The 14,090-nt window shown below is 58.3% G+C and carries 11 protein-coding genes, 1 tRNA gene and 1 pseudogene; 5 read left to right on the forward strand and 8 right to left on the reverse strand.

The features are described from left to right. Positions 1-466 precede the first annotated feature (466 nt). On the forward strand, positions 467-748 hold the full coding sequence (locus tag TBK1r_RS05880) for a cupin domain-containing protein (RefSeq protein ID WP_419581536.1): 282 nt from the start codon (positions 467-469) through the stop codon (positions 746-748). On the opposite strand, the pseudogene TBK1r_RS05885 reads toward TBK1r_RS05880, so the two are convergent. From TBK1r_RS05885 to TBK1r_RS05900, 5 genes and pseudogenes are all read right to left on the reverse strand, one after another. Next, a pseudogene (locus TBK1r_RS05885) lies at positions 709-1,296 on the reverse strand (DUF1559 family PulG-like putative transporter); the annotation flags it as partial. The gene TBK1r_RS05880 and the pseudogene TBK1r_RS05885 sit on opposite strands and share 40 nt — an antisense overlap. Before the next feature lie 41 nt (positions 1,297-1,337). Continuing rightward, on the reverse strand, positions 1,338-1,508 hold the full coding sequence (locus tag TBK1r_RS38355) for a hypothetical protein (RefSeq protein ID WP_372895344.1): 171 nt from the start codon (positions 1,506-1,508) through the stop codon (positions 1,338-1,340). Between the two features lie 175 nt (positions 1,509-1,683). After that, a complete protein-coding gene (locus TBK1r_RS05890; protein WP_419581015.1) occupies positions 1,684-2,418 on the reverse strand; it encodes a dioxygenase family protein in 735 nt (244 codons plus the stop codon). 231 nt (positions 2,419-2,649) lie between these two features. Continuing rightward, the gene (locus TBK1r_RS05895; RefSeq protein ID WP_145208079.1) at positions 2,650-3,714 is read right to left on the reverse strand and encodes a peptidase M42; all 1,065 of its coding nucleotides are present in this window, start codon (positions 3,712-3,714) and stop codon (positions 2,650-2,652) included. A gap of 315 nt (positions 3,715-4,029) precedes the next feature. Beyond that, the gene (locus TBK1r_RS05900; protein WP_145208081.1) at positions 4,030-5,346 is read right to left on the reverse strand and encodes an MFS transporter; all 1,317 of its coding nucleotides are present in this window, start codon (positions 5,344-5,346) and stop codon (positions 4,030-4,032) included. A 242-nt stretch (positions 5,347-5,588) separates the two neighbouring features. On the opposite strand from TBK1r_RS05900, the gene TBK1r_RS05905 reads away from it, so the two are divergent. Beyond that, positions 5,589-6,308, forward strand: coding sequence for a hypothetical protein (locus tag TBK1r_RS05905; protein ID WP_145208083.1), 720 nt, complete (start codon positions 5,589-5,591; stop codon positions 6,306-6,308). 265 nt (positions 6,309-6,573) lie between these two features. Further along, on the forward strand, positions 6,574-7,341 hold the full coding sequence (locus TBK1r_RS05910) for a 3-keto-disaccharide hydrolase (RefSeq protein ID WP_419581016.1): 768 nt from the start codon (positions 6,574-6,576) through the stop codon (positions 7,339-7,341). A 214-nt stretch (positions 7,342-7,555) separates the two neighbouring features. Here TBK1r_RS05910 and TBK1r_RS05915 read toward each other — a convergent pair whose 3' ends face one another. The 3 genes from TBK1r_RS05915 to TBK1r_RS38360 form a co-directional block, all read right to left on the reverse strand. Then, positions 7,556-9,070, reverse strand: a complete 1,515-nt coding sequence (locus TBK1r_RS05915) for an HTTM domain-containing protein (RefSeq protein ID WP_145208085.1) — start codon at positions 9,068-9,070, stop codon at positions 7,556-7,558. A 37-nt stretch (positions 9,071-9,107) separates the two neighbouring features. Beyond that, positions 9,108-10,868 carry a hypothetical protein gene (locus tag TBK1r_RS05920; RefSeq protein WP_145208087.1) on the reverse strand — a complete coding sequence of 587 codons (1,761 nt, stop codon included), beginning with the start codon at positions 10,866-10,868 and terminating at the stop codon, positions 9,108-9,110. Between the two features lie 224 nt (positions 10,869-11,092). Beyond that, positions 11,093-11,167: transfer RNA gene (locus tag TBK1r_RS38360), tRNA-Glu, on the reverse strand. 299 nt (positions 11,168-11,466) lie between these two features. Here TBK1r_RS38360 and TBK1r_RS05925 point away from each other — a divergent pair. Both TBK1r_RS05925 and TBK1r_RS38365 read left to right on the forward strand, forming a co-directional pair. Continuing rightward, positions 11,467-11,703 (forward strand): DUF4339 domain-containing protein, encoded by a 237-nt coding sequence (locus TBK1r_RS05925; RefSeq protein WP_372898466.1) that lies wholly within the window; start codon positions 11,467-11,469, stop codon positions 11,701-11,703. 1,224 nt (positions 11,704-12,927) lie between these two features. Next, positions 12,928-13,581, forward strand: a complete 654-nt coding sequence (locus TBK1r_RS38365) for a pentapeptide repeat-containing protein (protein ID WP_419581537.1) — start codon at positions 12,928-12,930, stop codon at positions 13,579-13,581. The last annotated feature ends 509 nt before the right edge of the window (positions 13,582-14,090 follow it).

The raw sequence follows: 14,090 nt of genomic DNA on the forward strand, positions 1-14,090 counted from the left end.
GGATGAGTCATGGATGAGCTTCCATTTCGCGGAAGTCCTTCGCTGGGGACTTCACTGGCCATCAGTAACCGGCGTCTTGTTCGGCCTGATGAAACCGCCGCCCCCAAAGTGGCGTGAGGAGTGACCATCTTGGAGGATGTAACAGTGTACCCAATCATCACGCCGGCTGTCGGGGACGGTGCAAATTCCGCATGTGAAAAACCGGCGGCATAACCTCAGCGTTTGTCTGTTTCACTCGTTGCGGTCCGTTGGTCCACGGCACGATCTTGGCAATGCGCCAAAAAACCACGTGAAACGCTGTAACAGTTGTCCCCGCCAATCCGTGTCTAGAGGAACCGGCGAAGGATCGCCGGCCGTGATCTGTTGAAGCGCCACCCATAGGACCCCTCAGTTGATGTTGCCGAGCCACACTCTCGTCACTGCATTGCTGGACCGCCTGTACCTGCCGCTCTGGACCGCCAGAGAAATGCAATTGGATGCCGATGCGGGCCTGGACGTGCCCGCTGGACTGGTTTGCATGTACGTCATCACCCACGGCAGCGCATGGCTCAAGCTGCCTGACGATGATCAACCTCCGACACGCTTGACCGATGGAGACCATGTCATATTGACCCGCAGTCAGCCCCATCAAGTCGTCGCCCAACCGACGAGTTCCAGTCGTCCCATCGCGGATTGGCTGGAGCGGCCGTTACTGATGACAAACTTGCGCTTCGTGGCATCGAAATTCAACAACCCGACATTGGATTGATGAATCGAATCGCCCGATGAAGCGGCGTAGTTGGTGCGTCCCTGAGCCGGAAAACCGACCCCAGGATCGGACGGGCAACGCAGCGTCGGAATCTCCGTCAGCCACGGCGCATACATCGCCGTATTGTGATTCCCCAGCCCCATATTGGGGACCGGCCCCATCGAATTGTAAACGTCATTGGTCGTCGTCGGATCGCCGTCGGCATCGAGCGGATTTCGAATCTGGTCCCAGAGCGCCTGCTGCTCCATGAACGTCGTCAATCCGACAAAGATGCTCAACTGCATCGCGTTGTTGCTGGTTGCCGGAACCGCGTTGCTGGTGTTCGTTGCCGAATCCGTGCCACCCATCAACATGGGAAGCTGTTTGTAAGCCGAATGGTAATTGTGAAGTGCTAAACCGATTTGCTTGAAATTATTGCTGCAACTCATTCGTCGTGCCGCTTCACGAGCCGCCTGGACCGCCGGCAGCAGCAAGCCAACCATGATGCCAATGATGGCAATCACGACCAAGAGTTCGACAAGTGCGAATCCAGATTGCTTTCGTGTCATTTGTTCACTTCCATAAGAGAATAGAGGGTTGGGGCAGTCGCTCATTCCGCTTCAATTTCTGGCGGCTCGGCGTTCGCGATCTCGGGGTTGTCGGCCAAGAAGTCACTCAGCTCACCGGCAGTGGGTGCCCCCTCCGGTTTACCGCAACCACTGACAAAAGAAAGACAGACGAGCAAGGTCAGAAGACCGCCCCATGCTTGGATAAACTTCACGCGATTTCGCCTCGATCGAAGGAGCTATTTGGGACCAGTCCATTAAAGGACCGAAACCCAAAAAAGTGCTTCGAGAGTTTGTCCAGATCGCTGTCGAAATTGTCCACCGGATCGGAAAGAGTCCGATCGGTCGAATGCCGCAAGGCAATGAAGAAGTGTCGCTATCGCGGTTCAATCAACTCCGGTCGGCACGTCCCTGGCGGCTCAGCCACTGAGACTTTCCGATGCCGTGCATCTTGCCGGATTCATCTTCCTTGGCCGTCACGCCCAACACGATGTCAAAGTTCACGGAAAGCTCGCCGAGTTTTGAGTTTTGAAGCGGCGCGAAGTCTGCCAACACGGTTTCGCGAGACTTGGGATCGATCCCTTGGAACAGTCGATCACGGGCGTTGCCCGGATGTCCTTTCACGTACAACTGCGTGGTGAGAATCCGCTCTCCTCCCTGGCTGATCCCGAAATGGATGTGCGGGGTTCGCCCCGGATAGGGGACAGGCTTGATTGTACGGAAGTAGTAGTGGCCCTTGGAATCGGTCAGGAATCGGCCATACCCTTGAAAGTTCGTGTCTTGGTTTTCCCGATTCGTCTTGTCACCGGTGTGGATGTACACCGCGTTATGGTCAACCTGCCAAATTTCGACGAACGCGTTGCGGACCGGATTGCCTTTGCTATCCAAAACGCGACCGCTCAGGTGTGTGATCTCACCAACGGCCGGGGTGATCGAGTCGTTGATCACCAGCAGATCGTTGTCGGTATCAAGCGGCATCTTGTTGGGATAAAACGGGCCTTCGGTTTGAGGCGGCGTCTCGATCAGCTCCGCGAACAAACCTGGCGTGGTCAGCGCCGTAGCTCCCAACGCCATACCGCCTTGAAGAATTCCACGCCGCCGCCACATCGCTGCACTTTCATTCATGACCATTCCCTTCTTCTGCGCAAGTTGGATCCCACAGGATTTCGATTCGAATAAAGACGCCTGCAATGAAACGTCCTTGACCGCGCCAAGTTCCGCCGAAAGTCAGACTTTCGGCAATGGCTTGATTATACAGGACACCCGTCGGTCCCGCGTCGTTCCGCGAAGACCATCGGCGAACTCTGTGGTGAATCGGCCGTGTCGAATCGCACGGGGCGACGCCGCTTCGAATCGTTACTGCGGATCAGGCAACTCACAGATATTCCGCAGCAGTCGCAGCATCGCGGCGATGCTGGTTTTCTCAGCCGTTTCCGATGCGGTGTGATACGATGTGGTGGGCAGTTGCAACGTCGTTCCGCGGACCACGCCATCGGTTGCGGCGATGATGCGTCCCAATTCCGTGCGGCCGATCGAGAGTGGCTTTTCACGCTCCAAGTTCAACAGTTCGACGTAGCGATCTTTGAAGCGATGACGAATCTTCAACCGATCGCAGATCGCGACCAGTTTATCGGTCAGTGGTTCGTCGAAGGTCGCCATCGAGTCTCGATTGCGGAGCACGACGTCCTGCTTGGCGACTTCGTCTAAAGTTGGGAAGGGACTGGTGTCCAACACAATCAGTCGATCGGTGCGAAGATCATGTCGTTGAAACCACTCCACGGCAAACCGCCAACTGCGTCCGGCTTCTTCACCGGCGGTGAACAACGCCGTCCCCTTGAACCCCGAGCGGATCAACTCGATCAGCATCGCGACGGAAACCACATTGTCCAGCTGTGCCGAGACAAAGTTTTGATCGACACGCAATCGATCGAGAAACGAAACGGGAAAGCCGGGTTGCAAAAATTCCAATCCGTCGAGTTCAAAGATCAAGTTGCGTCGTCGCGGGCAAACGTAAGAACGCGTGATCTGACCTTGGCCGCAATAGGTTCCGGCGTAGGGCGTGTGAGCCTGGACACGCTGGCCATCAAAACGCCCGGCGATCAACTCCATGAACTGTTCCGATACTGAGTCGCCCGTCAATTCACCGCGGTTGCCCGCGATGAACGCGGCGTACTGAAACTCATTCGGCCCGGTGCACAGCAGTCCGTGTCGGTCGATGTGCGCCGACAAATAGACGCTGTCCGGCTCGCAGCCTTGGGCCACCAACAGCCCGTGATAGCGATCCACCTTGACCGGATACTCTTCAAGTTCCCGGCGCAGAACACGAAAAAACGCATCTTCCACGCCGACGACCGACGGTTCTCTGACCAAGGCCCGAAGCAGATGCAGGAATTCGTCGATGTTGGCAGAGGTCTCTTTCACCGAAGCTCCCTAGTCGATGGCCCGTGTTAATCCGCACTGGAATGGTTGACCGGTCAATGATAGAGACTACGTCGATGGTAGCGGAAGGGCGCGAGGGCAATACCGTTAACAACGGGCACCGGAGGGCTTGCGCCCTGCCGCTAACACCTCGTCAAACGCAGGGAATAAATGCTTCACAGCGTTGCCCGGCCGGGATCGCAGCGAATCCATCCGCCGGCGGTGCCGCAGTCTGCGTTCGTAAAGGAGTTGATTGGTGAGCTTGAGCGTGCGGGCTGGCCGGGTCCGAGGGCGCCGACGTCATTTGCATCGACACCTTTAGATCGAACCGCTTGCGTTGTCCTGCGTTCCGTCCTCTTCGCCAGTCTGATCTGGCAAACTGGCCAGCACCGGGGTGTCCAACGACGCGGAACCGGGTCGGACGGCAACGGTTCGCACTCCCATTTCGTCCGAATCCACAATCAGCCGCGGCACCCGCAACAGCAGCCCCAACGCTATTAAACGCCCAAGCGATGAGAGCCCGAACAAGACCAGATAACCATGGAAACTCAGGTCAAAATGGAACAGCACTGCGCCGCCCAGCAGCGCCCCAATCACCCACGCGGTTGTATTGAGCAGGTTGTAAATCGTCAGCACACTGGTACGTTCTTCGACCGCAATCGATTCAAAAAACAGCAGGAAAAAAGCGAGTTCATAGGCGGCCCAAAACATGCCGCTGGCCGCTTGAGCAAACACCAGCCAAGCGTAGTTTTGCGAGACGACCCAACAGGCGCTGATCGGCACAATGCCGATGCTGCCGATCCAAAGCAGATTCTTGGCACCGGTCCGGCTGGCCACTCGCCCCCAAATCGACAAGGAAACGACTTTCGCCAAAAACGCGATCGAAAACAGCCCCGTCAACTCTCCGTAGGAGAACTCAAGCTTGTTCAACATGAACGGCGTAAAAAACGGCCCCGACATTTGCACCGCGGCCTGAATGGCAAACAAATAGACCAGCAACTTTCCGCCGCTGCTCTCACGCAAATGATGAAAGACACGTTTCCAGGGGATCGCGCGCATTCCCGGTGGCAAGGGAACCGGCTCGCTCTGTTTGAGCAGCATCCAGGCCGAGACCAGCCGGCATCCCCCCGCAACGCCAAACAAAACGGTGAACGCGACCAGCCGTAAATCCAGTGCCGTGAACCATTGCAGCAACACGCCGCCGATCAGGAACCCGGCGAACACGCATCCCTGGGAGACTCGGGTGCGATTGGCAAAATAACGCGCCCGGATCGGCCGGGGGACAATCGTACCGATCCAGGTGTTCCAGGCCGGCCCGGTCGCCAATCCGGTTCCCCAGTAGACCGACACCACCAGGATCAACGTCACTGAATCAATCGTCCCGATCCACGCGGCGATGACCAGTGGCAAGAACGTCAAGGCTTGAAGAAACGCGCAAATGACGACCCAGCGTTTGTGCGACTGCAAAACACGGATCGCCGCGGGGGACGTCAACTGCATCAGCCCCCCGGCGATCAACGGCAAACTGCTGACCATTCCTGCGGCCATTTCGCCCAAGCCGATCGCCAACGCGAACGCGGCAATGTAGGTCTCGCCGAACCCCACCATGCCGCCAAATGCCGCACCGTCAATCATGCTGGCACTCAAGTCACCGCGCAGGCGGCGCCTTTCGAGAGTTCCGTTCTCCGGCAGCGCTGTCAAACCATTCTCCGCGGTAGTCGTGCGTTCCGAACGTATCGTGTGGTGGGGCGTTGGTCGTTCGCTGTGCGACGTTATAGAGATCGTTTCCAGATCATCAACCCAGGTCCAATAAACAGATGTCGTTGGACAAACCGCGAACAGCGCATCGGGTCGCCAGCGGTGGGCTCTGGATCAACATGGCCACTCGAAACGTACGACGACGTCTCCCGGTTTTTCCGTTATTGATCGCGGCCAGCCTGGTCGTGGGATGGTTCATTCCGTCGTTTTATGATTGGACCGGTTCCGACCAAAGTCGGCCTTCGCCACTGATCGGACAGTTCGCCATCGGAATGCTCGTTTCGGTATCGATTCTTTCTTTGGCGCTTCCGTGGATGCCATCGCCATCGCTGCAGCACGCCAAAGATCCGGCGGCCCCCATGCGATTCACGATTCGAACCGTACTGATCGCCACGGCCATCGTCGCCATGCTGTTGGCGGCCGTCGCGAAGTTTCCGTTGGTCACCAGCGGCGGCCTCTACGCCATCGTCTGGTGCCGGGTGGTTTGGTCGATGATGAAATGTCGGCAATCTCGTTTGCCGACCGCGGCGATCTTGGCGTGTTTGTACTTGCCGTTCGTGTGGATTGCGTCCTGGAATGGGCTGTCCGGAATCCTGGAGGCCCTGCTGGGGATCGCATTGGGCTTACCCGCGTTCTTCATCACCCTGTTCGCCGGACGGTTGAGCGGACAGTACATCCAGGAACTCACGTGGCTGTCGATGCTTTTCACCGCAATCGAGTTGGCAATCGGGCTCTGGGTCGTCCGACTCGGTCCCAAAGTCACGGTCGCCTACTGTCTGTGGGTGCTGGTGATTTCCATCTTCGGATCGTTTGTGCTCAATGCGATGGTGAGGATGTAGTGTTCCGTCAGCGATTCGAATGAAGGTGCCGCGGAAAAGGGGTCAGGTACCAAAAATGCGAAGCACCCGATGGGCCATTTGTTTTTTGGTACCTGACCCCTTTTCCGCTCGACGGCCCCCCTGTGCGGCGATTGTAACCGAAACCGCCGATGCATCTTGACCGCAGCGCGGCTGCGATGAGAATCGATTATCCTGGCGCTGATCCACCGCGGTTGTCACCGTCGCAGCCGCCCATTTTCCATTCACCAGCCGTTCGAGAACCGAAGTGTCGCGAAACTTGATTGAACAAACGCTCGTCCAGGGGACCCTCGTCTGCCTGTTTGCCGTCAGCGGATTTGCCGACGGCGGCAACATTGATCCCTCCCAAGCAGCTTGGTACGCCAAATACAAGAGCCAGCAGAACGCCCCCAAACCGGAAGAAATGCTGCTGAACACCGATCCGGAGCCGGATTTGACCGAAGGCTTTCGCGATCTGTTCAACGGCAACGATCTGACAGGATGGTCACCCAAAGGCGGGACTTGCAAATTCGAAGCCAAAGACGGCGTCCTGGTGGGAACCGTCGTGCCCGGATCGCCGAGCACGTACTTGAGCACCGACAAGACCGATTTCAAAGACTTTGTTTTCACCTGCGAGATGAAATGGGAAGTCGACGGCAACTCGGGCGTCATGTTCCGGGCCCAGACCAAACCCGGAAAAAACGGTGAGACGGTGTTCGGCCCACAAGCCGAGATGGAAGGGATCAGCGGAGACCGATTCTGGAACGGCGGCATCTACGGCCAAAGTTGCGGCGGTTACTTCTATCCCGTCTGGTTGACCGAACACAAACAGGCCCGCGCCGCCCTGGATCGCGAGGGTTGGAACCGGTTGACGATCTCCGCCAAAGGCAACGTGATCAAAACGTGGGTCAACGGAGTCCCGGTCGCGCACTGGATCGACGACGGAACCTACGCACAGGGTTTCTTTGGTTTGCAGATCCACAAGGGCGCCAAAGGCATCGTGCACTGGAAAGGCATTCGCGTCAAAGAGCTGTAATCGGCAACATCGATTGCAGTTTACCTGCCACCAGTATTCCGCCGCACCTTGGTTTTCGGGTAGGCGGTAGTGGACGAGGCGACGAGTCCTTGCCAATATGCCGACTACAGAGGACTCGTCGCCTCGTCCACTACCAGAAAATTGAGGGCCCTGCACTGCTGACGGGCGACTGGCCGATAGGTACTGGCCGCTGGCGTGTTTCTCCACGTTCTGTTCAAGGCGATTGCGCGGCCCGCTGCTGCTCGCCCAAACGGTCGAACTCGGCTTCGGCTTCACTCGGCCGCATCGAGCGAAGCTCGCCGAACGTCGCCGGCAGTTCGGTCTGTTGCCACCACTGGTCAAACGGAACCCGCCACGGTTCTGCCGGCAACGGCCCTGGGTCTTGCATCACCCAGTCGTCCGAAAACCAGCCCCGATCGACCTGAGTCAAATCAACCGTCGGGTCGACCAGCGGTCGGGCGGGGCGTCCGTTGAGTGAGACGAGATGCAAGGCATAAACCTTGCACTCCGGCTGGCCCATCTGGGCGGCGAGGGATTGCAGATGCAGCGCCGCCTGGCGGACCAGTTCAGGATCGCGCGGTGCGCGGAGGATTTGGTTCGGCGTCATCACGATCTTGGCCGGCACGATCAAATAGTCGTCCTCGGTTTGCATCCTAAACCACAGCAAACAGTCTTTGTGACGCAGCATCATCCGCCAAGCAAACCGCTGGCCCCGCTCATTCCAGCTCGGATTGCCGGGTAACACCCAAGGTCGAATCGGCAGCAGCAGCTGAATCACGACGTAAACAACCGCCAGCCGGATTGCGACGCGGTGAGCGCCCGAAACGGGACGGTCCGGCTGAGCGGTTTCGACGCTGCTGCCGCCCCCGCTGCTTCCCAGCACACCCCGGAAACGCTGCAGCACCTGGGGGACAAACGAAACCGGAAAGAACACGTACAGCGTCGCCAACATGAACCACGGAAAGACGCCGATTCTAAAGATGGTGGCATTGGTCAGGTGGAACACCAACGCGGCCACCACCGCCAGCGGGCGTGTCTTGTTCCACATCAACGCCGGGACAATCGATAAATCAAATAGCAAACCTCCCCAAGCCATCACAAACGCCGCTCCGGGCAGTTGGAACAGCGTTCCGATCACCGGTGTGTCGAGCCGCGCATGGACGAACAGGTCTGCCGGTTGGCCGGCCAGCCAATCGGAATCGAGCTTGGCGATTCCGCCGAACACATACGGAAGCCCGAGCTGAAATCGAACCAGCCACCACTGCCACAGACGCATGCCGGCATCGCCGGCGTCCCGCCGGAATAGCAGACGGTCCAGCGAGAGCACGCGACCACAAGGCAGAAAACAGCACAGCAGCGCGGTGCAGGCCAGCAGGTAGTCGTGGTTGTTGTAGATCTGGCGTTCGACCAACAACACATACGTCATCGTGGCGGCCAGGACGGCGGCGCTGAATCGGGTCAGAAACCCCAGCGCGAATGCGATCGCCGCGCCGCGTGCGATCTGAAAATGCCACCAGATCCCATTGCCCGGCCAAAGATTCACCCACTCGAACCCAGCGTACTTGAACAACACCGTGGGCTGGACGAACAGAATCCGCCAGCGGTCATCGGCCAGATAGTCGGTCGCCCAAAACCAAAAGGTCACGCCGAGGATCAAACGCAAAACGGCCAGCGGACTTGCATCCACCGGCCGCATTCCATCGAGTTCACGAAGCGGTTGAATCGACATGGCAGGACGTCAAAAGCGCTCGTCTCTTGCCGGATTCCTAGTTGAGCAGCGCGTCCATATCCGCAGGCACGGTTGCCGCCGGTGGTGCCGCCGGAGCCGGCTCGGCGTCGGCAGGTGGTTCGCTGCCGGCGGGTGCTTCGGCGTCCGCGGCCGGATCGAGGGGATTACCGAAACGGAAAACGGGAGCGTTGGTCGAGGCCCGTTTCGAAACCGATTTCCCCTCGGCAAGTGCCTCCAGCGTTGCGACCTGTTCTTGCAGCGCGGTGACATATTTCTTGCGGGTGTCCAGCGTGCTGTCATTCAACTGGCCGGTCACTTCGAACAGTGACGTCAGCCATTGCTTGGTCGCGGCGAGGGCGTCGGCGGGGGCCGAAGCCATCAAGCCACCGGTCGCTTGGATCGATTCAACATCTTCGACGACTTTTCCTTGACCGGTGACGCCCAACAACACTTGCTGCAGGACGTGATTGAGTTTTTTCCGGCTCGCGACAATCTCGGCGGGCTGAGGTTTGGCAGCCAATGGACGCATGCCCATGCCCATCATGCTCATCCCCATCATCTCATCCATGCCTTCCATTTCTCCCATGCCCATGTCCATGTCCATGTCCATCTCCATTTCCATTCCGTACATGTCATCCATCTCCATCATCGATTCACCTCGCATGCCGGGGACAGCGGGCACCTTCTCGTTGGGATCTTTGGTCTCCTTCAAGAAGCTCTCCGGGGCGGCAGGTTGACGGACGCCTTGAGTGGTCGTGGTTTTGTCCAATTTGGCCAACCGCGCCAGTTCGGCTTGGTAGGCAGCTAAAACGCGTTTGGACCATTGCTTCAACACCTCTTGGGTTTCCACGTCGCCTTCGGGCATCTTGCCGGGAAGCCGGGCGATGGCGGCGGCGGAATGAAGCGCGATCAGATTCGGTTTGTCTTCGTTGGTGCTGATGCTGACGAATTGCTTGCCCAAGGATGCGTCGGTGCTCATCTGTGTCAGAATGCTCACCGCGTACCGCTGTAAGAACGCATGTGCCAATTCGTCGCGCCCGGTGGGCGGATCTGACTCAAGCAACTGAGTCATCGACTGGGTCAACTGGTCTTTGACCCCCACAAGTGTCGGATCGTTGGATGGCGAGTAGCGGACGTACCGTTCGATGCCCTGCAGCGCCGCGGCGCGGACGCCGTCGGGGTTGTTGGCATCGTCGTAAATCGTTTTCAGATCCGTCAACACGAACGAGTAGGGCCGCGGGACCCCGCCGCGTTGTGCCGGGGGACGCGCCAGTCTGGCGATGAATTGAATCGCATTGATCCGCGCCGCGGGCTGGTAATTCCCCATCGCGACGGGCTTGAGCCCGCCGTAGAGCCACCTCATCACGTTGCCGGCACCGGGCGTCTGAGACCGAACCGCGCTGTCCATCACCGCGCGAACGTGTCCCATCACGTCATTGATTTGATGCGTGGCATCGGGCTGCGTGATCTTGGCCGGTACGTACTGCTGGAAGTACCGCTGCACGACCGCCAATTTATTCTGCGAAAAACCGCTCAGATCGCGTGACGTCGCATAGGTTCTCGCTTCCCGTTGAACGGTCGCCAAATTGTCGTCGATCAGCGGTTCGACATCGAGCACATCGTACTTGGCCGCTTGGCCCGACGCGGTCGCTGCGACGATCCCGGCGGCGGCCAACGCGACGAACAATGCCAAAGCACGAATCCCTAGCTGTTTTCGACGCAATTCGGTCTGCGGAACCGACGCCGCGACCGCTCGAGATGGGTCAGGGTTGATGGTGGCACGTTGAGTTCGTGTCATGACGAATCCGTTGTTATGTGTTGAGCAGACGGTTGAGCAGACGGAGGCAGAAGAGAGAAAAAAGGTCGCGAGTCGATGGGCATCCGGCCGAAGGCGAGTCTGCTTTTACTCCGCGACGCATCATTATCCTATGGTTAAACGAAGCTCGTCAAACAAAATTAGAGAGCAATTGCACCATCGGATGCCAAATTTGGCGAATTTCACGGTTGCCGCCCAAAATGCAGTACCCCCTGCTCGATTTGAACGAGCGTTTCCAGGCGGAAAGCCTGACGTCCTAGGCCAAACTAGACGAAGGGGGCCAAGGCGAGTCGCTCACTATAGTTGTTGCGAAAGATCTTGCCATCGGAGGTTGACGAACCCCCGTCTGCCGAGGTAATTGCGTGCCATATCGCACCGGGTGCACCAAAAAACTTCACTTTGCCGTATTCCGCCCCATTAATTGGCGCGCACTGTGCGGTTACTCTTCGTTAAACTGTAGCTTCGGTGGAGAAAGCGACGATGGTGATGTGGGACAGAGGGAGGAAAAACGACACACGCTGCCAAGTTCATGAGAGGCTCTCTCCCCAACTCTTTTCTTTTTTCGAAGGTGGCGATCGAGATGTCAACTCAATGGTTTTATATGGCGAGCGGCTGGATCCGAAAGGCTCGGCGCATCGGCCCCATCTCTGAAGCCGACCTGCTGAACCGAATCGACAAGGGACAAATTGATCCGTCGACACTTGTTCAGAGTAGCAAGACACGCAACAAGTGGATTCCAATGAATAAAGTCGGCCCGGCGATGGAACATTGGCGACGCAGCCATCCGGAGGACTCCGGCAAGAAAGCGGCTCAGTAACGTTTGCGTCCCCCGGCCAGGCGGTAGTGGACGAGGCGACGAGTCCGTGCCAGCGGCTACGCGGTAGTGGACGAGGCGACGAGTCCGTGCCAGCGGCTACGCGGTAGTAAACGAGGCGACGAGTCCGTGCCAGCGGCTAGGCGGTAGTGGACGAGGCGACGAGTCCGTGCCAATATGCCGACTGCAGAGGACTCGTCGCCTCGTCCACTACCGGAACATTGAGCAGAGGACTCGTCGCCTCGTCCACTACCGGAAAATTGAATCCCGCTCCAATCTTGAATTCTGACGAAGGACTCTCGCGGTCCAGGTCATCACAGAGTTTCAATCCCTTGGCCAGTCGTCCCCAACCCGCAGACTATGCCGCCATCGGCGTCGGACCGGTGCTGATCTTCTTGATGATCAGTAGCCTGGCAAACTTCTTCGTCTCGCTGCTCTACGATGGCAACTTCTCCGATCGTATTTTCTATCTGATCCTGATGTACACGATGGGCTCGGTCGCGCTGGCCCGAATGGTTATCGAAGAGAGCCGAGCCTATTCGGCGGGCTACGCCATGGCCCTGGGCGCGGCCATGGTGTTTGTCATGACCGGCTTTGTCGGGTCGATGTTCTTCTCAATCGGGCTGGTCATCCTGATCGGTTACCTCGCCGACCGCATCGTCCACGACTGCACCGTGATCGATGAATCGGTCGACGCCAGCGGCGAAGGGCTGATCGATCGCGGGTTGGACGAGGCGAGTGGCTTGTCTCGCCGAATCGCTGCGGACAACCATGACGAGCAGGCACCCGTGTCGGAGAAAGAAAGACGGCGTCGGAAATCACACCAACCCGGACGCACCGTGTTTCTGCTCGCGCTGGCGGCGTTGCCCCTGTTCGGGATCGGCCAGTTCATGCTGCAGAACAGTCCACAAGTCTGGGCGCGAGCACAGTTGATGCTGGGGCTGTATCTGTTTTCAAGTCTCTCGCTCTTGGTGACCACCAGCTTTCTGAATCTCCGTCGCTACCTGCGACAACGCGACGTGGACATGCCCGGCGATGTCACGGTGGCCTGGCTCGCCGGCGGAGTCGCCTTGATCGCGGCACTGTTGATGCTGGCGTTCCTGGCCCCCATGCCCGGTGCGGCGATCGCTAATTTTGAACTACCCAAATTCTTGAAGTCGGACCCTAAGACCGCCAGCAGCGCGGGTTGGGGCAAGGAAGCCGCGGAAAAATCGGACAACCAATCCGATGCCGAAACGAATCACGATCGCGCGCCGGGACAAAAAGATCAGAAGGGAGCCGGCGTCAATCAAAACCGCCCCGGAGGCAAGTCAGACGGCGAGAAATCCGGCCAACAACAATCCGGCCAACAGCAATCCGGCCAACAGCAATCCGGCCAACAACAATCCGGCCAACAGCAATCTGGACAACAGCAATCTGGACAACAGCAATCTGGACAACAGCAATCTGGACAACAGCAATCTGGACAACAGCAATCTGGACAACAGCAATCTGGACAACAGCAATCTGGACAACAGCAATCTGGACAACAGCAATCGTCTGATTCCGACGCTCAGAAACAGTCACGATCAGCCGAATCGACCGATCGTGGCAAGCAACGAAGTGAATCGGACGGGTCACAAGCTTCATCGAAGAACGACTCGTCGCGGCGCGAAGACTCCGAGCAGTCTTCCAACGAGTCAGCGTCCAGTGAGCCCGCACCGAAGCAAGAAAATCGGTCGGAAGATCCACAGCCCGACGGGCAAACGGAATCCGAAGAATCAGAATCCGCGGCCGAGCGAGGAGATGCGGCGGAGACATCCAGCTCGTCGTCCAGCAGTTCGATGCCGTCGCTGCCTGATGTGCTGCCCGCCGTCAGCGGTCTGTTTCGATTGCTGTTGATACTCGGGCTGTTGGCGATCGTTGCGTTCTATCTCTATCAAATGCGGGAACGGTTGGCGTTATGGTGGCAGTCGTTGTTCGGCCGCGAACGCGACGCAACCGGATTGGCGGACGCGATCGGCCCGGAAAAACTTCGCGACGCCCCTCGGCGACCATTTGCTTCGTTCCGAAATCCGATCGGTCATGAAACCGATCCTCGGCGTGTGGTGGTGATGACCTGCCAGGCATTTGAAGCCTGGTCCCGTGAACGCGGGTTTGAGCGCAACCGTGACGAAACGTTCTCCGAGTTTGGTTTACGATTGAGGCAGGCGACGAAGCAGCGGCATGATGCGCGGGCACTGTTTGCACCGGTCGAATCCGCGACGGGCCGATTGACTGCAGCGTACGACCGGATCGTTTACGGCCGCGGCCAGGCGAGGCAAGGCGATCTCGATGCCGCCAAGGTACTGTGGAAACACATGACCAACGCCACGATCCACGAGATGGCCGGCGCGTGAAGCCCAATGCCG

This window comes from Stieleria magnilauensis, from assembly GCA_007753675.1.
Taxonomy (GTDB): Bacteria; Planctomycetota; Planctomycetia; order Pirellulales; family Pirellulaceae; genus Stieleria; species Stieleria magnilauensis.

Excerpts from the sequence above, each read along its gene's own strand:
- TBK1r_RS05880 (WP_419581536.1), top strand. The coding sequence starts at position 467 with ATGCAATTGGATGCCGATGCGGGCCTGGACGTGCCCGCTGGACTGGTT.
- TBK1r_RS05890 (WP_419581015.1), bottom strand. The coding sequence starts at position 2,418 with ATGAATGAAAGTGCAGCGATGTGGCGGCGGCGTGGAATTCTTCAAGGC.
- TBK1r_RS05900 (WP_145208081.1), bottom strand. The coding sequence starts at position 5,346 with ATGATTGACGGTGCGGCATTTGGCGGCATGGTGGGGTTCGGCGAGACC.
- TBK1r_RS05905 (WP_145208083.1), top strand. The coding sequence starts at position 5,589 with ATGGCCACTCGAAACGTACGACGACGTCTCCCGGTTTTTCCGTTATTG.
- TBK1r_RS05915 (WP_145208085.1), bottom strand. The coding sequence starts at position 9,070 with ATGTCGATTCAACCGCTTCGTGAACTCGATGGAATGCGGCCGGTGGAT.
- TBK1r_RS05920 (WP_145208087.1), bottom strand. The coding sequence starts at position 10,868 with ATGACACGAACTCAACGTGCCACCATCAACCCTGACCCATCTCGAGCG.
- TBK1r_RS05925 (WP_372898466.1), top strand. The coding sequence starts at position 11,467 with ATGTCAACTCAATGGTTTTATATGGCGAGCGGCTGGATCCGAAAGGCT.
- TBK1r_RS38365 (WP_419581537.1), top strand. The coding sequence starts at position 12,928 with ATGCCGAAACGAATCACGATCGCGCGCCGGGACAAAAAGATCAGAAGG.